The 22917-nt window shown below is 69.5% G+C and carries 23 protein-coding genes; 12 read left to right on the forward strand and 11 right to left on the reverse strand.

Features of this window, described 5'->3' with window-relative positions; all coding sequences use genetic code 11:
* Positions 1 to 92: 92 nt before the first annotated feature.
* Genes EIZ45_RS03250 through EIZ45_RS03260 form a run of 3 tightly spaced genes read right to left on the reverse strand, consistent with a single transcriptional unit; the run spans position 93 to position 1909 of the window.
* A complete protein-coding gene (locus tag EIZ45_RS03250) occupies positions 93 to 446 on the reverse strand; it encodes an MmcQ/YjbR family DNA-binding protein (protein ID WP_037819959.1) in 354 nt (117 codons plus the stop codon).
* Positions 447 to 464: 18 nt separating this feature from the next.
* Complete coding sequence (locus EIZ45_RS03255) at positions 465 to 1055, reverse strand: DUF2537 domain-containing protein (RefSeq protein WP_037819961.1); 591 nt, start codon at positions 1053 to 1055, stop codon at positions 465 to 467.
* Between the two features lie 32 nt (positions 1056 to 1087).
* Complete coding sequence (locus EIZ45_RS03260; protein WP_037819964.1) at positions 1088 to 1909, reverse strand: RNA methyltransferase; 822 nt, start codon at positions 1907 to 1909, stop codon at positions 1088 to 1090.
* 217 nt (positions 1910 to 2126) lie between these two features.
* Between EIZ45_RS03260 and EIZ45_RS03265 the strand changes: the two genes are divergently transcribed.
* The 5 genes from EIZ45_RS03265 (at position 2127) to EIZ45_RS03285 (ending at position 6665) form a co-directional block, all read left to right on the forward strand.
* Positions 2127 to 3623 (forward strand): glutamate-cysteine ligase family protein, encoded by a 1497-nt coding sequence (locus EIZ45_RS03265; protein ID WP_134670416.1) that lies wholly within the window; start codon positions 2127 to 2129, stop codon positions 3621 to 3623.
* A gap of 53 nt (positions 3624 to 3676) precedes the next feature.
* Entirely contained in the window at positions 3677 to 4279 is a 603-nt protein-coding gene (locus EIZ45_RS03270) for a TetR/AcrR family transcriptional regulator (protein WP_134670418.1), read from the forward strand.
* Positions 4280 to 4358: 79 nt separating this feature from the next.
* On the forward strand, positions 4359 to 5033 hold the full coding sequence (locus tag EIZ45_RS03275; protein WP_043830511.1) for a heme oxygenase (biliverdin-producing): 675 nt from the start codon (positions 4359 to 4361) through the stop codon (positions 5031 to 5033).
* A 114-nt stretch (positions 5034 to 5147) separates the two neighbouring features.
* Complete coding sequence (locus EIZ45_RS03280; RefSeq protein ID WP_101439050.1) at positions 5148 to 5771, forward strand: superoxide dismutase; 624 nt, start codon at positions 5148 to 5150, stop codon at positions 5769 to 5771.
* 93 nt (positions 5772 to 5864) lie between these two features.
* Positions 5865 to 6665 carry an arylamine N-acetyltransferase gene (locus EIZ45_RS03285; protein ID WP_134661871.1) on the forward strand — a complete coding sequence of 267 codons (801 nt, stop codon included), beginning with the start codon at positions 5865 to 5867 and terminating at the stop codon, positions 6663 to 6665.
* A 258-nt stretch (positions 6666 to 6923) separates the two neighbouring features.
* On the opposite strand, the gene EIZ45_RS03290 is transcribed toward EIZ45_RS03285, so the two are convergent.
* The 3 genes from EIZ45_RS03290 to EIZ45_RS03300 all read right to left on the reverse strand — a co-directional run bounded on the left by EIZ45_RS03290 (position 6924) and on the right by EIZ45_RS03300 (position 10286).
* Entirely contained in the window at positions 6924 to 8180 is a 1257-nt protein-coding gene (locus EIZ45_RS03290) for an MFS transporter (RefSeq protein ID WP_134661872.1), read from the reverse strand.
* A gap of 167 nt (positions 8181 to 8347) precedes the next feature.
* Positions 8348 to 8779, reverse strand: coding sequence for a MarR family winged helix-turn-helix transcriptional regulator (locus EIZ45_RS03295; RefSeq protein WP_037807762.1), 432 nt, complete (start codon positions 8777 to 8779; stop codon positions 8348 to 8350).
* 43 nt (positions 8780 to 8822) lie between these two features.
* Positions 8823 to 10286: an NCS2 family permease gene (locus EIZ45_RS03300; RefSeq protein WP_037807765.1), complete on the reverse strand. Its 1464-nt coding sequence runs from the start codon at positions 10284 to 10286 to the stop codon at positions 8823 to 8825.
* 83 nt (positions 10287 to 10369) lie between these two features.
* On the opposite strand from EIZ45_RS03300, the gene EIZ45_RS03305 reads away from it, so the two are divergent.
* On the forward strand, positions 10370 to 10597 hold the full coding sequence (locus EIZ45_RS03305) for a DUF2530 domain-containing protein (protein WP_043827386.1): 228 nt from the start codon (positions 10370 to 10372) through the stop codon (positions 10595 to 10597).
* Positions 10598 to 10646: 49 nt separating this feature from the next.
* On the opposite strand, the gene EIZ45_RS03310 is transcribed toward EIZ45_RS03305, so the two are convergent.
* Both EIZ45_RS03310 and EIZ45_RS03315 read right to left on the reverse strand, forming a co-directional pair.
* Positions 10647 to 13439: a sacsin N-terminal ATP-binding-like domain-containing protein gene (locus tag EIZ45_RS03310; protein ID WP_134736024.1), complete on the reverse strand. Its 2793-nt coding sequence runs from the start codon at positions 13437 to 13439 to the stop codon at positions 10647 to 10649.
* Complete coding sequence (locus EIZ45_RS03315) at positions 13436 to 14515, reverse strand: DUF3027 domain-containing protein (RefSeq protein ID WP_134661874.1); 1080 nt, start codon at positions 14513 to 14515, stop codon at positions 13436 to 13438. The genes EIZ45_RS03310 and EIZ45_RS03315 overlap by 4 nt, the downstream gene beginning before the upstream one ends.
* 51 nt (positions 14516 to 14566) lie before the next feature.
* Between EIZ45_RS03315 and EIZ45_RS03320 the strand changes: the two genes are divergently transcribed.
* From EIZ45_RS03320 to EIZ45_RS03330, 3 genes are read left to right on the forward strand one after another with little or no spacing between them, the layout of a single operon-like run.
* Positions 14567 to 15340 (forward strand): glutaminyl-peptide cyclotransferase, encoded by a 774-nt coding sequence (locus EIZ45_RS03320; protein WP_134661875.1) that lies wholly within the window; start codon positions 14567 to 14569, stop codon positions 15338 to 15340.
* 38 nt (positions 15341 to 15378) lie between these two features.
* On the forward strand, positions 15379 to 17385 hold the full coding sequence (locus tag EIZ45_RS03325; RefSeq protein ID WP_134661876.1) for an MFS transporter: 2007 nt from the start codon (positions 15379 to 15381) through the stop codon (positions 17383 to 17385).
* A 9-nt stretch (positions 17386 to 17394) separates the two neighbouring features.
* Positions 17395 to 17871 (forward strand): DUF2771 family protein, encoded by a 477-nt coding sequence (locus tag EIZ45_RS03330; protein ID WP_037807782.1) that lies wholly within the window; start codon positions 17395 to 17397, stop codon positions 17869 to 17871.
* 212 nt (positions 17872 to 18083) lie between these two features.
* Here the strand turns inward: EIZ45_RS03330 and EIZ45_RS03335 are convergent, their stop codons facing one another.
* Entirely contained in the window at positions 18084 to 18470 is a 387-nt protein-coding gene (locus EIZ45_RS03335) for a cold-shock protein (RefSeq protein ID WP_037718500.1), read from the reverse strand.
* A gap of 130 nt (positions 18471 to 18600) precedes the next feature.
* On the opposite strand from EIZ45_RS03335, the gene EIZ45_RS03340 reads away from it, so the two are divergent.
* Positions 18601 to 18828 carry a hypothetical protein gene (locus tag EIZ45_RS03340; protein ID WP_037807785.1) on the forward strand — a complete coding sequence of 76 codons (228 nt, stop codon included), beginning with the start codon at positions 18601 to 18603 and terminating at the stop codon, positions 18826 to 18828.
* A gap of 7 nt (positions 18829 to 18835) precedes the next feature.
* Here EIZ45_RS03340 and EIZ45_RS03345 read toward each other — a convergent pair whose 3' ends face one another.
* The gene (locus EIZ45_RS03345; protein WP_043827311.1) at positions 18836 to 19456 is read right to left on the reverse strand and encodes an HAD family hydrolase; all 621 of its coding nucleotides are present in this window, start codon (positions 19454 to 19456) and stop codon (positions 18836 to 18838) included.
* A 109-nt stretch (positions 19457 to 19565) separates the two neighbouring features.
* Between EIZ45_RS03345 and EIZ45_RS03350 the strand changes: the two genes are divergently transcribed.
* Positions 19566 to 20177 carry a TetR/AcrR family transcriptional regulator gene (locus EIZ45_RS03350; RefSeq protein ID WP_134661877.1) on the forward strand — a complete coding sequence of 204 codons (612 nt, stop codon included), beginning with the start codon at positions 19566 to 19568 and terminating at the stop codon, positions 20175 to 20177.
* Positions 20174 to 21145 (forward strand): R2-like ligand-binding oxidase, encoded by a 972-nt coding sequence (locus EIZ45_RS03355; protein ID WP_043827309.1) that lies wholly within the window; start codon positions 20174 to 20176, stop codon positions 21143 to 21145. Before EIZ45_RS03350 ends, EIZ45_RS03355 begins: the two co-directional genes overlap by 4 nt.
* 44 nt (positions 21146 to 21189) lie before the next feature.
* On the opposite strand, the gene EIZ45_RS03360 is transcribed toward EIZ45_RS03355, so the two are convergent.
* Positions 21190 to 22848 (reverse strand): AMP-binding protein, encoded by a 1659-nt coding sequence (locus EIZ45_RS03360; protein ID WP_037807793.1) that lies wholly within the window; start codon positions 22846 to 22848, stop codon positions 21190 to 21192.
* Positions 22849 to 22917 lie beyond the last annotated feature (69 nt).

Genomic DNA, 22917 nt, shown 5'->3' on the forward strand with positions numbered 1-22917 from the left:
CAACCCTGCGACAGATCAACCGAGACAAAACAGGGAATCCGATTCCCTCAGGGTGGCCCTCACGGACGGCGGCGGAAGCGCAGCGGTCGGGGTCAGGCGTCCAGCAACGCGGCCAGTTTCTTCGGCGCCACGTGCCGATACGCCTCGCGCACGATCTGGTCCACCTCGGTCCAGTCGACGTCCACATCGAGCCGCACGCCGAGCCATCCGTGCACGCCGACGTAGGGCGGCCGGAAAAACCGCTCCGGCTCGGTGCGCACCAGTTCCTCCTGCACCCCGGGCGGCGCGGGGCACCAGAACGCGAGCTTGTCGTCGTGGTGCCGGTCGGCGAACATCGCGAACGTCTTGCGGCCGCGGACGAACCACGTCGGTTCGCCGTGGCTGAGTCGTTCGGTGGCTTCGGGCAGGGCGAGACAGAGGGCGCGCAGCTTGTCGAGCGGAGCCATCGCGTCAGTATCCGCGAGTCAGAACACCGTGGCCAGCACGCCGATCCACGCGAGGGCCAAGCCGCCGCCCGCGCCGTACACCGCCCAGCGCAGGATCGGCACCTTCCGGCCCAGCCACAGGGACGGTGCGACGCCGCCGGTCACCACCAGCGCCGCGATCAGCGCGAGCCACACGCTCGTTTCGCGGGCGAGTGTGGTGGCCAGCGCGAGCATCGCCACGACCACCACCGCGGCCGCGAACACCGACACGGTCAGCCCGGTGAGCCAAGGCGTCGGCTCTTCCCGAGTCCGGGCCCGCGCGGGTTGATCCGGCCGCCGAGGCGGTTCGACCACCGTTTCCACGCCGGTCACCGGGTCGACGAAGCGCACCTCGGTGCCCATCACCGCGGCCAGTCGCGCGGCGAGCTGACGTCCGCGCTGCGACACGACCGAACCGGCGACGTCGACGTCCGAATCGGAGCGCGCCACCGCCGACGCCACGCGCGCCCACTCGTGCAGGGCTTGCGCCAGCTCGGCACCGATCGCGAGCCGACGCGGGTCGACCTCTCGCGCGTGCTCGCCGCCCGGCCCGGCGAGCACCGCCTGCTCGCCGCGGATGCGCAGCTCCATCGTGCCCCTCCCCGCAAGAAACGTGCCGGGGGTCACTCTAGTGGGGCGACGCCCGCCGAGACCTCGTGGAACGCGATCGCCGCGGCCGTGGCGACGTTCAGCGAGTCGACCCCGGCCACCATCTCCACGCGGACCGCGACGTCCGCGGCTTCGATCGCCTCGTCCGTCAGCCCCGGCCCCTCGGCGCCGAGCAGCAGCGCGATCGGACCCGGCACTTTCTCGCGCAATCCGCGCAGCGGTACGGAATCCGCGCGCGGAGTGAGCGCAGCCACCGTAAAACCCCGTGCCCGCAGCACATCCAGACCGCCGGGCCAGCTGTCGAAAGTCGCGAACGGGACGCGCAGCACGTGTCCCATCGAAACGCGCACACTGCGCCGGTAAAGCGGATCCGAACAACCCGGACCGAGCAATATCCCGCCGACGCCGAGCGCGGCGGCATTGCGGAAAAGCGCGCCGAGATTCTCGTGATCGCCGACGCCTTCCAGCACGGCCAAAACCTGTGCGCTGTCCACGATTTGGGAGACCGTCGGCGGTTCCGGGCGATCCGCGACCGCGAGCACCCCGCGATTGAGGTGGAAACCGACGACGTCGGCCATCGTCTCCGCCGACGTCACATACGCGGGCACGTCGACGCCCGCGAGTTCGTCTTCCAATTCCCGCAGCCGTCGCTCCACGCCGAGCAGCGCTCGCACCGGATAGCGCGAAGCAAGCAGCCGCCCGACCACGACGGTTCCCTCGGCGATCACCAGCCCGCGCCCGCCGGGGCGGTCCGGCCGACGGTCCGCTGTGGACAGGTCGCGGAAGTCGTCGAGCCCCGGATGCGCCCGGTCCTCGGTGAAGATCAGTTGAGCCACATCGGACAGTCTCGCACCCGCCCGAACCCGTGCCCACTGGTCCGAACGTGCGAGGCGCTTTAGGGCAAACGGCGTAGTTACGCGCAGGGTCAACCGCCGGTGACGGAGAGCACCAGTTTGGCCGCTAGCCCATGGCGCGGCGCTGTGCGACGGTGGTCTGCCTGGCGTACTAGCCGCCCAGACCACTGCGGACAGCAGCCAAGGAGCGCGTCGAACCATGGGTACGGATCTCTCGGCACACCCCGGCCGGCTCGATCGCGGACGGTACCGCCGGAAGGTCCAGCGATGCCTGGACACCCTGGCCCGGATGCTCACCGACGGGAGTTTTTCCTTTCCCCGCAAGAACATCGGGCTCGAAGTCGAGCTGAACCTGGTGGACGGGCAATTGCGCCCGTCGATGACCAACTCGGTCGTGCTGGAGGCGCTCGACGACGCGTCGTTCACCACCGAACTCGGCCAGCACAACCTGGAGCTGAACGTGCCGCCGCGCCCGCTCGCCGGGGATTCCGCGCTGCACCTGGAAGAAGACCTGCACTCCTACCTCGCGAAAGCGCAGGAGAGCGCGGCGCACACCGGCTCGTCGGTGGCCATGATCGGCATTCTGCCCACACTGGGAGCGGAGCATTTCGACCAGAAGTGGCTGTCCCACAAAACGCGCTACACGTCGCTGAACGACGAGATCTTCGCCGCCCGCGGCGAACGGATCGCGCTCGCGATGGACGGCCCGGCATTGCCCGGGGCCCAGCCGGAGCGGCTGCGGCACTACGCGGAGTCCATTCTCCCGGAGGCCGCCTGTACTTCAGTCCAATTGCATCTGCAGGTGGCCCCCGGGGAATTCGCGGCGCATTGGAACGCCGCGCAATGCCTGGCGGGCGTCCAGATCGCGCTCGCCTCGAACTCTCCTTTCCTGCTGGGCAAGGCACTGTGGCACGAAACCCGGATCCCGTTGTTCCAGCAAGCCACCGACACCCGGCCGGAGGAGCTGAAAAACCAGGGCGTCCGGCCGCGGGTGTGGTTCGGCGAACGGTGGATCACGTCGATCTTCGACCTGTTCGAGGAAAACGTCCGCTATTTCCCGGGACTGCTGCCGGAGACCGATCTCGAGGACCCGATCGAAGCGCTCGAATCCGGCCAGGCGCCAAAACTTTCCGAACTGCGGCTGCACAACGGAACGATTTGGCGATGGAACCGGCCGGTGTACGACGTCGTCGACGGCCTGCCGCACCTGCGCATCGAAAACCGCGTGCTGCCCGCCGGTCCGACGGTCGCCGACATCGTCGCCAACGCGGCGTTTTTCTACGGCGCCCAGCGCGCGCTCGCGGAACAGGACCGGCCGGTCTGGTCGCAGATGTCGTTCCAGGCAGCGGAAGAAAACCTGTACGAAGGTGCGCGCAAGGGTTTCGACGCGCAGCTGTACTGGCCCGGCATCGGCTGGATCCCGCCGGACGAACTGGCCCTGCGCGTCCTGCTGCCGCTGGCCCACGAAGGCCTGCGCCGGTCGGACGTCTCCGACGAAGCCCGCGTGCGTTACCTCGGCATCATCGAACGCCGCTGCCTCGCCCGCCGCAGCGGCGCGGCCTGGCAACGCGACTACGTGCTGCGCGCGCACGAACGCGGGGCCGACCGCGAAACCGCCCTCAACTGGATGCTGCGGCGGTACCTGGAGCTCTCCGAGGCAGGCGAGCCGGTGCACACCTGGCCGCTCGACGACTGAGCCGTTTTCGCGCGGTCCCCTACAGTGTTTCGCACGGGAAGGGGGTGGCGCGCGTGCCGAAGGTGCTGGGCGGTTCGCTCGAAGCGCACCGCCGCGAGGTGCGGTCGCGAGTGTTCGACGTCGTGCGCGCACAGCTGTACGAGCGCGGGTTCGACGCGATCACGCTCGCCGGCGTCGCCGCGGAGGCCGGGCTCGGCCGCACCGCGATGTACAACCACTTCCCGGACAAGGAAAGCCTGCTCGTCGCGTTCGTGGAGGACGAGTCCGCGCGGTACGTCGAGCGGTTGCGCGCGGCAGTGGACGCCGAACCGGACCCGGTCGCCCAGCTGGCCACGTTCGTCCGGCTGCAGCTGCGCGTGCTGGCCGAACACCACCTTCCGCCGGGCACCGCACTGGAGTCCGCGCTCGCGCCCGCGGCGTATCAGCGGATCAGCGCGCACGCCGACCCGATCATCGAACAGCTGCGCGCGGTACTGCTCGCCGGAGTCGACGCGGGCAGCTGGCCCGCGCAGGACCTCGACGTGGTGGTCCCGATGATCACCGCCGCGCTTGGCAGCCGTCAGGTCATCGATGTGCCCGCTGACCAGCTCGAAGACGCCATCGAGGCCGCCGTGCGGTTCGTCCGGCGAGCGGTCGGTTCGAGTGAAAACCGTTGATTTTAGGGTAGCCTAAGTACCGGTCGTGGCCTACAGTTCTTTCTGACAGCTTGTCAGAAAGAACGTCGGGAGGCCTTTGATGACGGTGACCGCGGACCTCGAAGCCAGCCCGTTCTCCGGACAGCTGCGCGCGTCCACGAGGACGGTCCACGACAAGGCCAACCACTCCACGTATATGAACGCGCTGCTCGGTGGCGAGCTGACGCTGGACGGCTACGCGGCGCTGGCCACCCAGTACTACTTCATCTACGAGGCGATCGAGCGGGCAGGCGACGCGATGGCCGACGACCCGGTCGGCGGCGAGTTCGTGTTCGAGGAGCTGCGCCGGCTGCCCGCACTGGAACGCGACCTCGCCCGCCTGGTCGGCCCCGGCTGGCGCACCGAGATCGCCCCGCTCGCCGCGACCGAGGCCTACACCGCGCGGATCGCCGAGGCGGCACGCTGGTCCGGCGGGTTCGTGGCGCACCACTACACGCGCTATCTCGGCGACATCGCGGGCGGTCAGATCATCCGGCGGCTGCTGGAGAAGAAGTTCGACCTCGCCGAGGCCGGCACGCTCTTCTACCGCTTCGACGAGATCGGCAGCGCCCCCGCGTTCCGCGACCGCTACCGCGCGAAGCTCGACGAGGCGCCGTGGAGCGAGGCCGACCGCGCCCGGGTGATCGACGAATCCGTGGTCGCGTTCGAGCACAACGTGGCGGTGTTCGACGAACTGGCCCTCGACCTCGCGCGGTACCGGGACCCGGCGGCATGAGCCGGGTCACAGCGGATTGACCTCCACCTAGCTCGAAGTACGAGGCTCGGTTTCAGAAGGCTCCCGCGAGGGAAGCCGCCAAGCACAACCGCGCGTCGACCAGAAGGAGGGCCCATGGCCCGGTACGAGCTGCCCGAACTCGATTACGACTACGGTGCCCTCGCGCCGCACATCTCCGGCGAGATCAACGAGCTGCACCACAGCAAGCACCACGCGACCTACGTCAAGGGCGCGAACGACACGCTGGACAAGCTCGCCGCCGCGCGGGAGGCGGGCGACTTCGGCTCGATCGTGGGCTTGGAGACGACGCTGGCGTTCAACCTGGCCGGGCACGCCAACCACGTCGTGTGGTGGAAGATCCTCTCGCCCGAGGGCGGGGACAAGCCGACCGGCGAGCTGGCCGCGGCGATCGACGAGGCGTTCGGCTCGTTCGACAAGTTCAAGGCCCAGTTCACCGCGGTGTCGACCACGATCCAGGGCAACGGGTGGGGCGCGCTGTCGTGGGACCCGATCGGCAAGACGCTGATCACCCAGCAGCTGCGCGACCACCACAACAACCTGATCCTGCCGACCGTGCCGATCCTGCTGGTCGACGTGTGGGAGCACGCGTTCTACCTGGACTACAAGAACGTGAAGCCGGACTACGTCAACGCCCTGTGGAACATCTTCAACTGGGCCGAGATCAGCAAGCGCTTCGACAACGCCGTCGCCGGCGGCAACGGCCTCCTGCTCAGCTGAGGCCAGCGGCACCCGGGGTCCGGCCTGGCGATCAGGCCGGACCCCGTTTTTTCGCTTGACCTGGAGTGCACTGGAGGTGTGAGAGTGGAATCCATGGACGTCGACGCTTACCTCGCTCGCCTGGACCTGCCGGTGCCTCCGGCGGCCGACCTGGCCGCGCTGCGCCTGCTGCAGGAGCGGCACCTGATGCACGTCCCGTTCGAGAACCTCAGCGTGCACCTCGGGGAACCCATCGAACTCACCGAAGAAGCGCTCTTCGACAAGCTCGTGCGCCACCATCGCGGCGGATTCTGCTACGAGCTGAACGGTCTTTTCGCCGCCCTGCTGCGAGAGCTGGGCTTCGCCGCGACGCTGCACGCGGCTCGCGTCTTCAACGACGCCGGAGTGCCCGGACCGCCGCTGGACCACGCCGCCATCCTCGTCCAACTCGGCGAGGAGCAGTATCTGGTGGACGTCGGCTTCGGCAAGTTCAGCCGGCAGCCGCTCGCGCTGTCCGCGGTTGAGCCGCAGAGCGATCCAGAGGGCGAGTACCTCCTCCTGGACGCCCCGTACGGCGACGTGGACGTCCTGCGCGACGGCAAGCCCGAGTACCGCCTCGAGCGCCGCCCACGGCAGCTGTCGGACTTCGCGCCGATGGCGTGGTGGCAGTCGACGTCGCCGCAGTCGCACTTCACGCAGACCCTCACGTGCTCCCGCCCGACCGCCCAGGGCCGCGTGACGCTGTCCGGCGATCGGCTGATCGAGACGGTCGACGGCGTGCGCCACGAGGTGCTGCTGCCGAACGACGACGCCGTGCGAGTGGCCTACCACGTGTACTTCGGCCTGCGGCTGCACCGTCTCCCGATGCGGCCCGGCGAGCATCCGCTGGAGACCCCGACCCCGCACCCGTCCTGACGCTCATCCCGTGAACGGCCTTGCCCTCGCGGGGAAGAGCCCCGACCATGAACAGAGCCCCGCGTCCCGGGGTTCCCAGGTCGCGGGGCTCTGTCCGTTCCCGAACTGACTGCCGCTCCCACCACGAAGCGGACATGTATGAGGTTAGCCTAACCTCACCAACAGAGGCAAGCCCGTCCCACCGGAGACCTCAGTCTCACCCTCCCGAGTGACGACTTTCGGCGGTCTCCACTGCCTTCGGACAGCCATTTCCGCAGGTCAGACCCGTTCCCGCGACAGGATCCGCAGGCCGTTGCCGAGCCGCCGGGGCATCCGGACGCCGCCGCGCCGGATCAGCACCACCGCGCACACCACCGCCGCGATCGCCGAAATCGCGCCGCCGATGTAGAACGGCGACCGCCCGCCGAACGCGTCGGCCATCCAGCCGGTCATCGGCCCGCCGATCGGGTTGCCGCCGATCAGCACCAGCACGTAGATGCCCATCACGCGGCCGCGCATCTCCGGCGACACCGACGTCTGCACCAGCGCGTTCGCCGTGTTCAGGAAGGTGATCGTGGCGAACCCGAGCGGGATCAGCCCGATCCCGAACGCCAGGTACGTCGGCATGAACGCGGTGACGAACTCGAACGCCCCGAGCAGCGCCGCCGACACCAGCATCAGCCGCACCCGGGGACGGCTCTTCACCCCGCGCCGAGCCGACGCCAACGCACCGGTGAAGGTGCCGACCGCGACGAGCGTCGACAGCAGGCCGTAGCCGTCAGCCTGGGTGTGGAAGACGTTCGCGGCGACGATCGGCAGCGACGTGAAGTAGGTGATGCCGAACGTGCTGACGAAGAACATCAGCACCATGACGGTCACCAGGTCCGGCCGCCCGCGCACGTAGCGCAGGCCCTCCATGAGCTGGCCCTTGGCGCGCGGGATCGCCGGGCCGCGGAACAGCTTCGCCGGGTTCATCAGCGCGACCCCGGTGATCACCGCGAGCGTGCTCGCCGCGTTCGCGATGAACAACCAGCCGGTGCCGACCCAGGTGATCGCGAACCCGGCGATGGCCGGTCCGACGATGCGGGCCATGTTGAAGATCGACGAGTTGAGCGCGACCGCGTTGGCCACCTGGTCCCGGCCGACCATCTCGGCGACGAACGACTGGCGCGTCGGCACCTCGATCGCCGAGGTCGTCCCGAGCATCACGCACAGCAGGTAGACGTGCCAGAGCTGCGCGACGCCGGTCAGGTCGAGCACACCGAGCAGCACGGCCTGCAGGCAGTTCGCCGCCTGGATGAGCATCAGCAGCTTGCGCTTGTCGACCCGGTCGGCGAGCACGCCCGCCCACAGCGACAGCAGCACGGTCGGGATGAACTGCAGCGCGACCGCGACGCCGAGCGCCACCGGGTCGTTGCCGGACAGCGTGAACACCAGCCAGTCCTGGGCGATGCGCTGCATCCAGGTGCCGATGTTCGAGATGACCTGGCCGCTGAAGAAGAGCCGGTAGTTCCGCACTCGCAGCGACGAAAACATCGTGCGGCGGGTCTTGGATTCGGGGGATTCCGCGGTGGAAGACGATTTCCCGGCCGGGACGGAAGAGGGGCCGGGCGGAGCGGAACTGGACGGCGGCGGTGCCGTGTCCCGGGTAGCAGTGGATTGGGCCGGACATCCTGTTTCGCTACCCGTGGTGGTCACCTGTGCTAGTTCCCCGCCATCCTGTCGATGATCTCCGCGGCTCGGGAGAGCACTTCGAGCTCTTCCTCGCCGAGTTCGGCCAGTTGCCGGTCCAGCCACGCCTCCCGCACCGAGATGGCCTTGCGCACGAACGTGAGCCCGTCGTCGGACAGCTCGACGATGGCCTGGCGGCCGTCGGTCGGGTGCGGCCTGCGCTCGACGAACCCCATCTCCTCGAGCGCGGCGATGACCCTCGTCATCGAGGGCGGCTGGACGCCTTCCTTCGCGGCGAGCTGACCGGGGGTCAGCGGGCCGCACTTGTGCAGGGTGGACAACGCCGCGATCTGCGTGAGCGACACGTCGTCAGCCACCCGCTGTGCCCGGAGACGGCGGTTGAGCCGCACCACCGCGAGACGCAAGCGGCTCGCCAGGGAACGCTCGTGCGGGTCGCCGGACATATAGTTAGCATACCTCACGACCTGCGGCTGGTGTTTACGCCGGTCAGCTGAGTGCGGCTTGGATCGGCCCGACGGCGAAGTAGGCCACGAACGCCACCGCGATCACCCACATCAGCGGATGCACCTTGCGGGCCTTGCCGGTGACGGCCTGGATCACGACGTAGCTGACGAATCCGGCGCCGATGCCGTTGGCGATCGAGTACGTGAACGGCATGACGACGATGGTCAGGAACGCGGGCAGGGCGATCTTGAAATCGGTGAAGTCGATGTCGCGGACCTGCGCCATCATCAGCGCGCCGACCACGACCAGCGCCGGAGCCGCCGCCTCGACCGGCACGACCTGGTACAGCGGGGTCAGGAACATCGCGGCGATGAACAGCAGACCGGTCACGACGTTCGCCAGACCGGTCCGCGCGCCCTCGGCGATACCGGACGCGGATTCCACGAACACCGTGTTCGAACTGGCCGAACCGAACCCGCCGGCCGCGCCCGCGAGGCCCTCGACGAACAGCGCCTTGCCGACGTTCGGCAGCTGCCCGTCCTTGCCGACCAGCCCGGCTTCCTTGCCGAGGCCGGTCATCGTGCCCATGGCGTCGAAGAAGTCCGCGAGCACGAGGGTGAAGACGAGCAGCACCACGGTGATGATCGGCAGCCGGGTCCACGCGCCGAACGACACGTCGCCGACCAGCGACAGGTCCGGAAGGCCGATGACCTTGCTCGGCAGCGCCGGGTAGCCGAGGTTCCAGCCCTTCGGGTCGGTGCCGTTCGACGGTCCGGCCTTCACGATCGCCTCGACCACGATCGCGAGGACCGTCGACCCGAGCACGCCGATCAGGATCGCGCCCTTGACCTTCTTGGCCACGAGCACCGCGGTGAGCAGCAGGCCGACGACGAACACCGCGGTCGGCCACGAGGCGATGGAACCGCCGATGCCGAGCCCGACCGGCACCGTGGTGTGCGCGTCGTCCGGCAACCTGCGCACGAACCCGGCGTCGACCAGGCCGATCAGGCAGATGAACAGCCCGATGCCGACCGCGATCGCGGATTTCAGCGCGGGCGGCACGGCGCGGAACACCGCGGTGCGGAAGCCGGTGAGCACGAGCAGGACGATGATCACGCCCTCGATGACCACCAGGCCCATCGCCTCCGGCCAGCTCATCTGCGGCGCGATGGTGACCGCGAGCAGGCTGTTGATGCCGAGGCCGGTCGCGATGCCGAACGGATAGTTCGCGACGAGCCCCATCAGGATCGTCAGCACGCCCGCGACCAGCGCGGTCACCGCCGCGACCTGCGGCACCGGGAGGATGTGCCCGAGCACGTCCTTGTGCGCGGACGGGGTGTCGGCCGCGAAACTGCCGATGATCAGCGGGTTGAGGACCACGATGTAGGCCATCGTCACGAACGTGACCACGCCGCCGCGGATCTCCCGCCCGGTGCTCGACCCGCGTTCGCTGATCCGGAAGAAGCGGTCCAGTGTGGACCCCGCCCGCTCGCGCTGCTCCGCCATTTCCCCGCCTGTCTCGCTGTTTCCGTCCGGGTAAGCTCGGCACCGTGGACGAACCGACCAGTGCACCGGACGCTCCGGCTGCCTTGCGGCACACGCCGGACCTGCCGAAGCGGCTCACCGACCTGACGCCGGTGGTGATCGTAGGTACTGCGCTCTGGCTTGTCGCGCTCGTGGTGCTTTTCTTCACGAGCGGGGGTGTGTGGGTGCAGACGTGCCTGGCCGGGATCGCGCTGGGGTTCATCGGGTTCGGGATTATTTTCTGGCAGCGTGCGGCGGCGCGGCGCGGGTCCAAGTCGGCGCAGCGGCTTTAGAGCTCGTGCGCGTTTACGCCGGTTCTAACCGGCCTAGGCACTCACGACGTCAGTTCAGCAACGTCCGCGGCGCCGGATCTTCCAGCAACGCCGTAATGCGATAACGCTCGCCCCACCGATCACTCGCCCACGCGAACGCACGCGCCAGCCCCTCGGACGTGTCCGCCGCGTGCAGTCGGTCGTCTGACCACCACGGCACCTCGGCCGAAGCACCCTCGATCGTCACCGTGAGCGGGTCGTGCAGCAGCACCCCGCCGTCCGGCAGCGTGATGCCGAGTTGGTCCGCGGCGAGCGCGAGGGCGGGCAGGTCGGCCCACGCGACGTACTCGCCGGTGCTCTCGACCTCGGCTTTCAGGCTGCTCGCGACCGGGACGTCGAGGAGTTCCGCCAGCCGCTCCGGGTCGGCGGGCGCGACGAGGATCTTCGCCGGGTCCAAAGCAGCCGCGACCCATGGCACGTCCAGCACCACGGCTTCCTCGACGACGCTCCCGTCCGCCGCGCGGACTCGGGCGGGGGCGTCGACGTCGGAGATGTCGATCGGTGCGGCCACCAACGCCGCGTGTGCGCGGGCGACCAAGCCCGGGGTCGGCGTCCGTTGCGGGTCGCCGAGTCGGTCGAGCAGGTCGGTGACGTCTTCCGCGGTCTCCAGGTCCAGTCCGGTCCGGACGCCGACGGCGCGGAGCAGATCGTCGCTCAGCTCGAGGTCGGGGACTGGGTCGTACAGGCCCGCCAGCGCGGTCGCCGAAGCGAGCCGCCACGCGCCGGGGGCTTCGCCGGCCAGCAGGGCGTACCGCGCGAGCCACCAGCCCGCGTGGCCGTCCGGGCTGTGCAGTGCCTGCCACGTTTCCGGGCGGGACGCGATCAGGCGGAGCGCGTCCGGCCAGGCGTCGTCCGCGACGAGATCGAGGTCGCGAATGGACACGACCGTCGTCGGCGGCTGCTCGAACGAATCCCACCACTGCTCTTCGTCCGGCAGGTGGTGGTCGGGTTCGTGCGGATCCTCGTCCAGCACGACCGCGAACGAGTCGACCACCTTCGCCGTGACGAGGGTTCCCGTCGGCCAGTCCTCGGCGAATTCCTCGTCCAGCACGGAAAGCGCGCCGCCGGGCTCGAACACCTCGGGGTCGATGACGTCCAGCAACGGCGACGTCGGCAGCACCAGTTCGTCCGCGCGCCGCCAGCCGTCCTCCGCGGGCAGTGCCAGCGCGCCGATCCACTCCGGCGCCTGATCGCCGCAATCGGCGACCAGCCGGAGCACCGCGCCTGCGAGATTCATTCCGTCCAAACCGGACTGAACGTCGGCGACACTGTGCTCGACCGCGTACTGCAGCTGTTCCGCTTCGAGCAGCTGCCGCGCGTCCGCGTGCTTGGCTCCCAACAGTTCCAGCAACTGATGCGCCGCGCCTGGGTGCACGAGCCGGAGGCCTGGAACGTCCACATCGGACAGAAGTTCGCGGAGTTCGCTGCTGCCGTCGACGAGCAGCGCGCCCTTGACGCCCGGCAACGTCCGCCCGTCCGACAGCGGGACCGGCAGCCCGTCGAGCTGATTCGCACTGAGCGCGTGGCTCTCGACCGCGACCGCCAGCTCCGCGTACAGCTTCTGCCACCAGCCGGGTTCGCGATCGATCCCAGTCAGGACTTCGAGGACGTCGCCGATGCCGAGGATGTGCGCGGAGACCGGCTTGATCAGCCGGGGATTCGCTTGCACCAAGCCAGGAATGACGTCGGCCAGCAGCGGAGCCAGCCCGTCGACGTCGAGCACCCGCGCCTGCTGTCCGGAGACTTCCTGACCGTCCACAGTGGCCAGCCAGGGTTCCTGCGCGAGCGAGGCGTAAACCAGGTCTTTCAGCTGCGAGTCCACAGTGGACAGCGGGAATCCCGCGGCGGGAACCAAGGTCGGCCGGTGTTCTGCGGTGACCGCCCGGACCAGTTCGACGTACTCGCTCGCCGCCTTCTCCAGTGCGCGAGTGAGCTCCGCACCGGGAAGAATCCGGCGGCGAGACGGCTCCAGCGGCACTTCGGCAATCAACCGAGCCGGGAGCGAAAGGCCTTCGTCGGTCGGCGTCGGCGCGTGCAGCACATCGTCTTCGAGCGGCTGCGGGACACCGTCGGCGTCGACCGGAACGGCCCAGGCTCCGTGCTTCAGCCACCGTCGTTGCCCGGTCGGCGAAGTGATCTCGACGGTCTCGTCACCGCTTCGGGTCCACTTGCGACCGTCTACTTCGGCCTCGGCGAGCCACGGCAGGGCCAGCAGGAGGTCTTCGATCTCGTTCGCCAGACCGTCGAGCAGCCCTTGCCCGGATTCCTTCAGCGGCAACCGCACTTCGGTGGCGAATCCGGCAGGCGGCTCTTCCGTGACGGGAAACGGCAGCCGCAGCACCGGAACGTCGCCGTCCCGGCCGGATTCCTCCCGGGTGCGCCGCGCGGAAAACGCGACCCCGCCCGAGGTCGAAACGACCCGGGGCTCGTCGGTGACGGTCAGCACGGCCGCGAATCCGACCCCGAACCGGCCGACGGTCCCTTCCTTGGCCGACGCCCGCAACGACGCCAGCGATTCGACCCCTCGGGTGTCCAGCGGCGCGCCGGTGTTGGCGAACCGCAGTTCACCGTCCACAACGGACGCCCGGATCCGCCCCGGTTCGCCCGCGATCTGCGCGGCGTCGGCGGCGTTCTGCGCGAGTTCGACGAACAACCGGTCGCGGTAAGCGCCGACGCGCAGGTCGCGTTCCGAGTTGGTGTCCTCGGTGAAGCGGGTGGGCGAATCGCGCCAGGCGCTCAGCGCCGCTTCCCGCAGCCGGACTGTCCCGAAAGGATCAGCCGCTCCCCCAGCGACTTCGTTCACCGGAGGACATCGCTCCCGTCGGAGTCGTCCTCGTCCGAAGTCGCATCAGAAGCATCCGGAGCAACGGCCTCGACGACCACTTCGGCAGCAGTGCCCGCCGCCGAAGCCTCGACGACGACCGGCTCCTCCGCCGCAGACTCCTCAGCCGCGTCCGAAGCCGACTCGGCAGCCACCTCGACGGCAGCTTCCTCGACCGCCACCTCCGCGGCCGCCTCCGGCTCCACCGCCGCGACCTCAGCGGTCTCCTCGGCCGCCGCGGCCGCCGCCTCTTCCACCACCGCCGGGTCCGCGGCGACGCTCGGTTCCGGAGCCGGCTCCGGAGCGGGCGTGAAGTCGATCAGCGAATCGTCGTAAACGAGCTCCGCGACCGGGACCGAGGACGTCACCTCGACCCGCACCTCGGAGTGCGCGCCGCATCCGTACGCCACGTCCACGACGTGCCCGTCCGCGGGCGCGATGTCGTTCGTGCACGCCCCGAAGGCGCCGCGCAGCGACCCCGCCAGCGGCACGAAGAACCCACAGGTCCCGCAGGTCGCGGGCGCGCTCCGGGCCATGTCCGAACGCGGGCCGAACTCGCCGCCGTGCCAGCGGGCTGCCGCGTCGAGCCTGCCGTAGCGCGAAAGCACGTGCACCCGGCCGAGGCCGACCTCGTGCGCCGCTTCCTCGACGGCCGGGTCGTCCGACTGGAGATACGCAGGCGAGAGGCGCGGGTCGTCCTTGTCCGCGGGGAACAGGTCGCCGACGCCGAGGTCCCCGGCGCGCACCCGCTGCTCCCACGGCACCCACGCGGGCGCGACCAGGGCCTCCGGGCCCGGCTGCAGCACCAGTTCGCTCACCGTGACCGGCTCGTCCGGCCCGGCCACCGCGACGGTGACCGACCAGCGCCAGCCACGGTATCCGGGCACCGAGGCTTCGAAGAGGTGGCTCGCGGAGACCGCGTCCTCGCGTTCCACTCCGACGTGCTCGCCGACCTGGTCAGCGGGTGCTTCCGCCAGCACGGCCTCCCGCGCGGCCTCGACAGCGTCCGCGAGCTTCCGGTGGAGAGAGCCGTCGTCCAGGGTCAACAGCAGCGTCATACCCCCAATTGTGCCGCACGCATCCGCGCCGCCCGTGCCAGGCTGTTCCTCGTGCGAACCCGGATCGTCTGGCCCCTGGTGGCCGCCGCCCTGCTCGGCGGATGCGCGGGCACCCAAGCCGCGCCCGCCCAGCCCGAACAGCTCACCGTCCAGGTGCTCGGAACGCTGCCGCACGACTCGACCGCCTTCACCGAAGGACTCGAGTACTCCGGCACGACGCTGTACGAGAGCCGCGGGCTCGAAGGCAAGTCCGCGCTCACCGCGGGACCGGCAGGCGGAACACCAGCCAAACAGGTGACGGTGCCGTCGCCGCTGTTCGCCGAGGGCATCACCGTGCTCGGGCCGAAGCTGTGGCAGCTGACCTGGCGCGACGGGATCGCGATCGAACGCGACTCCCAGACGCTCGCCGAACTGCGGCGCGTGCACTACGACGGCGAGGGCTGGGGACTGTGCCACCAGCCCAGCGGGCGGCTGGTGATGAGCAACGGGTCGTCGATGCTCACCTTCCGCGACCCGCAAACGTTTGCGGTCACCGGTTCCGTCGACGTCGGCCAGGACCAGCTGAACGAACTGGAGTGCGTCGGCGACACCGTTTACGCGAACGTCTGGCAGACCGGGACCATTCTGCGCATCGACGCGAATACCGGACGGATCACCGCGAAGATCGACGCCGGCACGCTCCGCACGCCGTCCCGGCCCGGCGAGGACGTGCTGAACGGCATCGCCGCGATCCCGGGCACGGACGAATTCCTGCTGACCGGAAAGCTGTGGCCGACGTCGTTCCGCGTGAAGTTCGTCCCGGAAAATCAGCGAACCGGCACGTGAGCGGGCGGTACGTGACCTCGATGAGGCAGGATTGAACCGTGGCCCTCTTCAGCTCGCGCTCCGGTTCCGACAGCCCCCTCGGCGGGCAGTCGGGCAAAGGCCGTGGGAAGAAGAAGCGCCGCTGGACTCCCGAGCCCGGCGCGGCGCAGGCCCGCTCGTGGCGCGACACCCCGCCGACCCGGGTCGATCAGGCCGTTGACCAGCGCGTTCGCCAGGCTCCGCCGGAGTACGCGCCGGAACCGCCGCGGGCGCGTCCAGAGCGCATCCAGCCCGAACCTCCGCGCGGCCGCCCGGCCGAACCGCGGCCCGAGCACGTGGATCAGCGTCCTCCCCGCGGTTATCCCGGCCGGCCAGAGCCGCGCAGCCCGTTCTACGACGACGCGCCGCCGTTCCCGCCGAACGCCGAGGAAGCGCCCACCGGCGCCGTCCCGATGGGACACCGTCCGCCGCCGCCCCCGCGCGGTGCCCGGCCGTACCCGCCGCGCGACCACCGCACCGAGCCCGTCCACCCGCGGCCGTACGACGACCGTCCCGGCAGCGCCGGCTACGAGCACTACGACACCGGTGGCTACGCGGGCGAGCCACGCGTCGAAGACGAGCAGGACGAGGCCTTCAACACCACCGCCGTCCCCGGCGCCGGGTCGGTCCCGAAGCTGCCGAAGAAGCTCACCGTCACGCGGGTCGCCGCCCTGCGCAGCCGTCAGCTGAGCGGACAGGCGATCGGTGCGTTCCAGCGCGCCACCAAGGCAGACGGCGCGGACAAGTCCGGTCTCACCTCGCTGATGTACGCGGTGATGCTGAACTACGCGAGCGACGCGGCGATGGCGATCGCGCTGGCCAACACGCTGTTCTTCGCCGCGACCAGCGGCGAGAGCAAGGGCAAGGTCGCGCTGTACCTGCTGATCACGATCGCGCCGTTCGCGCTTGTCGCACCGGTGATCGGCCCGGCGCTGGACCGGATCCAGCGCGGCCGCCGGCTCGCGATGTGCGTCTCGTCGATCGGCCAGGGCCTGATGGCCGTGGTGATGGCGCTGCACTTCGACGACTGGCTGCTGTACCCGGCGGCGCTCGGGATGATGGTGCTGTCGAAGTCGTTCACCGTGCTGAAAGCGGCGGTCACGCCGCGCGTGGTGCCGCCGGAGATCACGCTGTCGAAGACCAACGCGCGGATCACCGTGTTCGGCCTGATCGCGGGCGGCGTGTTCGGCGCGCTGGCCAGCGGGGTGAGCAGCCTCTCCAACTCCTCGGGCGCACTGTGGTTCACCGCGGTGATCTGCGTGGCCGCGGCCGTGCAGTCGATGCGGATCCCGTCGTGGGTCGAGGTGACCGAGGGCGAGGTTCCGACGTCGCTGTCCGCGCGGCCGGAGCCGAAGCAGAAGCGGCAGCGCCAGCCGATGGGACGGCACATCGTCGTTGCCTTGTGGGGCAACGGTTCCGTCCGCGTGCTGACCGGCTTCCTGATGATGTTCGCCGCCTTCGCGGTGAAGGCGCAGACCGAGCACGCCGGGCACAGCCCGTTCGTCCAGCTGCTGTTGCTGGGCATCATCGGCGCGGCGGCGGGCGTCGGCGGATTCGTCGGCAACGCACTGGGTTCGCGGCTGCACTTCGGTTCGGCGGACCAGGTGATCGTGGCCTGCGTGGCGGCGTGTGTCGTGACGACGCTGATCGCGACGCTGCTGCCCGGCCTCGCCACGGCGGCGATCGTCGGTCTCATCGGCGCGACCGCCAGCGCACTGGCGAAGATCAGTCTCGACGCGGTGATCCAGGAGGACCTGCCGGAGCAGTCGCGCGCCTCGGCGTTCGGGCGTTCCGAGACGGTGCTGCAGCTGTCGTGGTGCATGGGCGGCGCGGTCGGGCTGCTGCTGCCGCCGACGTACTGGATCGGCTTCCTGGTCGTCACGCTCCTGCTGGCGGTCGGCCTGACGCAGACGTTCCTGGTGCAGCGCGGCGGTTCGCTGCTGCCCGGCCTCGGCGGAAATCGCCCATTGCGCCCGGAGCCGACCGGCAGCTTCCCCGCCCCGGGGCCCGCGCGAGGCCGCCGGTAATCTCGGGCCATGCGACGTTCCCGGGTGGTGGCCGTGCTCGCGGCCGGTGGTTTCGCGGTGGCCGGCTGTTCCGCGCCGGGCCCGGCCGAGGTGACTTTCTACGCCGACGGGCACACGATCAACGTCGCCCCGATCGGCAACTGCGACATCAAGTCCGGCGTCTGCGCGGCCAACCCCGGCGCGACCGGCAAGCTCAAGGTGCGGCCGGGCCGCTCGGTGCAGATCTCGGTGCCGAAGGAAATCGCCGAGACGCCGTGGAAGGTCACCGTGCAGTACGTGAACGGCAAGGGCGAGCCCCAGCCGCTCAAGGAGGACATCATCACCTCCCGCGACCGCTACGCCTACACCGCGACGCCGCCCGCGAAGGACGACCAGATCGTGGTGGTCGAGATCGCGCAGGCGTCGGTGATCAGCCGCACCGGCGACCCGAACGACGCGGAAGCCGTCACGACGGCGCTGTGGTCGCTGCAGGTCCAGCCTGCTTGAGCCGAGCGGCCACGACGTGCGCGGCTGCCGAGGTCGAAGGACCTCGCAGGCCCGGACCTGGCTGGTGCCGGCCCAAGGCCGTCGTACGTGAGGGGAACCCTGAGGGAATCAGATTCCCTCAGGGTTCCCCTCACGTACGCCAAGAACCAGTCAGGCGGTGAAGAATCGGCGTTTCGCGGACGCCTGGATCACCACGGCGACGGGGCTGCCGATCACGGGTCGAGGTCGCGCGCGACCGCCCGCATGATCTCCGCGATCTGCTTGGTGTTCTTGCGATCCGGGTACCGGTTGCGCCGCAGGTCCGGCTGGACCTTCAGCTCCAGCAGCTTGATCATGTCCTCGACGAGGCCGTGCAGCTCCTCCGCGGGTCGGCGGCGCGCCTCGGCGACCGACGGCGGCGGGTCCAGCAGCCGGACGGAGAGCGCCTGCGGTCCGCGCCTGCCGTCGGCCACGCCGAACTCGAGCCGCTGCCCGGCTTTCAGGCCCTCCACGCCGTGGGGCAGCGCGGCCTTGCGGATGTAGACGTCCGCACCGCCGTCTTGCGTGACGAAGCCGAACCCCTTCTCCGCGTCGTACCACTTGACCTTGCCGGTCGGCACTTCCCTCACCAGTCCTTCTGCTGTGCAGGTCACGACGAACGCGCCCCGAGCGATCTCGAGGCGCGCGTCCGATAAGCGTATCTCGCCACAGGCGCTGGGGAGAAGCGGATAGTCCCGTTACTCTCACCCCATGGAGAACGCAGCGAAACAGACCGGCAAACCGATCCTCATGCGGCTCGGCATCGGCCTGTTCGCCATCGGCATGCTCGCCGTGGCGACAGTGTTCGTGCTGTTCGCCGCCGGACTCGAGAACCTGCCGGTGTGGCTCAGCGCGGCCGCCGGCGTGATCACCCCGCTCGGCCTCCTGCTCGGGCTGATCGCCCTGATCCAGGAAGCCCGCGCCGGAAAGCACGGCTGACCAGCGGCTACACCGCGGTCTCCACGAACGTCCCGGCGAACCACCCGGGGAACTCGACCAGCGAGTCGAACACCACGTCCGCGCCCTCGGCGGCCAATTCCTCGCGGCTGCACGGCCCGGTCGCCACGGCCACGGACATCGCGTTGGCCGCTCGCGCGCCCCGCACGTCGCCGAGGTGATCGCCGACGTACGCCCGTGCCTCGTGTTCCAGCAGGGCCGCCGCCTTCTGCGTGGACCACAGCTCGCCCACCAGCGCGTCGACCTTCATGCCCAGCGCGTCGAGGTGCATCTGCGCATTGGGGCCGTACTTCCCGGTGACCACCACGGTCCGCCCGCCTGCCGCCCGGACCGCCTCCAGCGCCTCGGCCGCGCCGGGCAGCGCGACCGTGCTCGGCACGACCGTCTCCGGGTACAGCTCGCGGAACTGCCAGATCAGCTCGGGTATCCGGTCCTCGGGCGCGCCGAAGTCGCGCAGCGCCTGATCGAGCGGCGGCCCGAGGTTCGAGGCGAACGCCTCCCCGTCGAACGCCAGCCCGGACTTCTTGCCCAGCGCGTTCATCGCCGCGACCATGCCCGGCCGCGGGTCGATCAATGTCATGTCGAGGTCGAACCCCACCGTGATGCCCACGTCCCACACGGTAGCTGTCCGGACCGACAGTTCCGGACAGTCCGCTGTACACGTGCACCATCCAGGTAAAGGTTCTTGACACAGATTCAGTCTGTGTCAAGCTGGCGGTGTGACCAGCTTCACCGAGCGGACCAAGGCGACACTTCGCGAAACGCTGCTCGACGCGGCCGCGGACCTGCTCCCCGATCGCGGCCACCAGGGCCTCCGGATGGCCGACGTGGCGGCGAAAGCCGGGGTCAGCAGGCAGACGGTCTACAACGAGTTCGGCAGCAAGGCGGCGCTCACGCAGGCCGTCGCGCTGCGCGTCGCGGCGGAGTTCCTCGACGGCATCCGCTGCCGGTTCGAGGACGCCGAGAGTTTGCTCACGGGCATCCGCGGCGCGGTCGTCTACACGATCGAACACGCCAGGGAGAACCGGCTGATCGCGGCGGCGCTCGGCACCGAGGCGGGCGAGGATCTGCTCCCCCTGCTGACCTCGCGCGGCGAACCGATCCTCACCGCGTCGGCCGAGCTCGCGGCGCAGCAGTACCTCGCGCTCGAACCCCGGCTCACCCAGGAGGCCGCCGCGCTGCTCGCCGAAACGGTGGTCCGGCTGTCGCTCAGCCACCTGGTGCTGCCGACGCATTCCGCGTCCGAGGCCGCCGAGTCGGTCCTCGCGGTGCTCGCCCCCGCCATCGACCAATTCGTCCACAATGGAGTGAAACGAGAGGGCCAGTCATGACCGAGACGCTTCCGGAGCTGCGCAGCGGATTCTCGTCCCTGCGCAAGGGCGGGCTGAACTGGGACTCGTTCCCGTTGCGGCTGTTCGTCAAGGGCAACAAGAAGTTCTGGAACCCGGCGGACCTCGATTTCAGCAGGGAACGCGAGGGCTGGGAAAGCCTGACGCCCGAGCAGCAGCGCTCGACCACCTACCTCGTCGCGCAGTTCATCGCGGGCGAGGAGGCGGTGACCGAGGACATCCAGCCGTTCATGCGCGCGATGTCGTCGACCGGCCGCTTCGGCGACGAGATGTACCTGACGCAGTTCTGTTTCGAGGAAGCCAAGCACGTCGAGGTCTTCCGGCGCTGGATGGACGCCGTCGGGCTGGACGACGACCTGCATTCCTACGTCGCGGAAAACCCGCACTACCGCAAGCTTTTCTACGAGGAGCTGCCGCAGTCGCTGCGCGCGCTGGAGGACGATCCCAGTCCGCTCAACCAGATCCGCGCGAGCGTGACGTACAACCACGTGATCGAAGGCAGCCTCGCGCTCACCGGGTACTACTCGTGGCAGCTGATCTGCACGCAGAACCAGATCCTGCCGGGAATGCAGGAATTGGTGCGCCGCATCGGCGACGACGAACGCCGCCACATGGCGTGGGGCACGTTCACCTGCCGCCGGCACGTCGCCGCGGACGACGCGATGTGGGACGCGGTGCAGGAACGCATGGGCGAACTGCTGCCGCACGCGCTCGGCATGATCCAGTGGGTACAGGACCAATTCGAGGAAGTCCCGTTCGACAACGACCCCGAGGAATTGATCCAGTACGCCGCCGACCGCGCCCAGCGCCGCCTCGGCGCGATCGAATCCGCGCGGGGCACGCCGGTCGAGCAGATCGACCTCGACTACTCGCCCGAGCAGCTCGAGGACACCTTCGGCGAGGAGGACGAAAAAGCCCTCGCCGAAGCCGCCGCGGCCGCTTCCGCCTGACGCGAACCGGCGGCCGTCCACATCGGACGGCCGCCGGTGTCAGGTCACGCGTGCTTCTGCGACGCCGCCTGCTCCAACCCCAGCAGAGTCACCGACTGCTGGCGCATTTCCACCTTGCGCACCTTCCCGGTCACCGTCATCGGGAATTCCTCGACCACGTGGATGTAGCGCGGGATCTTGTAATGCGCCAGCTTGCCCTGGCAGAACTCGCGCACCGCTTCCGTGGTCAGCGGCTGCGCGCCCTCGCGCATCCGGATCCAGGCCATCAATTCCTCGCCGTACTTGACGTCCGGCACGCCGATCACCTGCGCGTCCAGCACGTCCGGATGCGTGTAGAGGAATTCCTCGATCTCGCGCGGGTAGATGTTCTCGCCGCCGCGGATCACCATGTCCTTGATCCGGCCGGTGATGTTGATATACCCCTCGTCGTCCATGATCGCGAGGTCGCCGGTGTGCATCCAGCGCGCGGCGTCGATCGCCTCGGCGGTCTTTTCCGGTTCCTCCCAATAGCCGAGCATCACCGAATAGCCGCGGGTGCACAATTCGCCGGGAGTGCCGCGCGGCACGGTCAGCCCGGTTTCCGGATCGACCACTTTGGACTCCAGATGCGGGCCGACCCGGCCGACCGTGGACACCCGGCGCTCCACCGAATCGTCGGCGCGGGTCTGCGTGGACACCGGCGACGTCTCGGTCATGCCGTAGCAAATGGACACCTCGGTCATCCCCATCCGGTCGATGACCTGCTTCATCACCTCGACCGGGCACGGCGATCCGGCCATGATGCCGGTGCGCAGCGAGCCGAGGTCGAACGTCTCGAACTCGGGGTGGTTCAGCTCGGCGATGAACATCGTCGGCACGCCGTACAGCGACGTGCAGCGTTCGGCGGCGACCGCGGCGAGCGTGGCCTTCGGGTCGAACGCCGGGGCCGGGATGACCATGCACGAACCGTGGCTGGTGCACGCGAGGTTGCCCATCACCATGCCGAAGCAGTGGTAGAAGGGCACCGGGATGCAGACCCGGTCCTCCTCGGTGTAATTGCACAGCTCGCCGACGAAATAGCCGTTGTTGAGGATGTTGTGGTGGCTGAGCGTCGCGCCCTTGGGGAAACCGGTGGTGCCGCTCGTGTACTGGATGTTGATCGGGTCGTCCGCGGACAGCCCGGCCTGCAGCTGCGCGAGCCGCTCCGCGTCGCCGCCGCGGCCGGACTCCATCAGGTCGGTCCACGACGAGGTGCCGAGCAGCACGACCGCTTCCAGTCCGGGACAGTTCGGCCGGACCTCCTCGATCATCGCCCCGTAGTCGGACGTCTTGAACTTGTCCGCGGCCACGAGCATCCGGATGCCCGCCTGGTTGAGCACGTACTGCAGTTCGTGCGAGCGGTAGGCCGGGTTGATGTTGACCAGGATCGCGCCGATCTTCGCCGTCGCGTACTGGAGGAACGTCCATTCCGCCCGGTTCGGCGACCAGATGCCGACGCGGTCGCCCTTGCCTATGCCCGACGCCAGCAGCCCGTGCGCGAGGGTGTCGACCTCGGCGGCGAGTTCGCGGTAGGTCCAGCGGGCGCCTGCCTCGCGGTCGACGAGCGCGTCCCGGTCGCCGAACGCGGCCACCGTGCGGTCGAAATTGTCCCCGATCGTGTCGCCGAGCAGGGGGACGCTGGAGGTCCCGGAGGCGTAACTCGGCAGTGCAGGCGCGTCAGGCATCGGTGCCTCCCGTGGCGGTCTTCGTCGACGAGCCCGAGTCTAAGCTCGATTTCGGACCTTCCCGCCACC

The organism is Amycolatopsis sp. CFH S0740, assembly GCF_004522315.1.
In the GTDB taxonomy this organism is placed as follows: domain Bacteria; phylum Actinomycetota; class Actinomycetes; order Mycobacteriales; family Pseudonocardiaceae; genus Amycolatopsis; species Amycolatopsis nivea.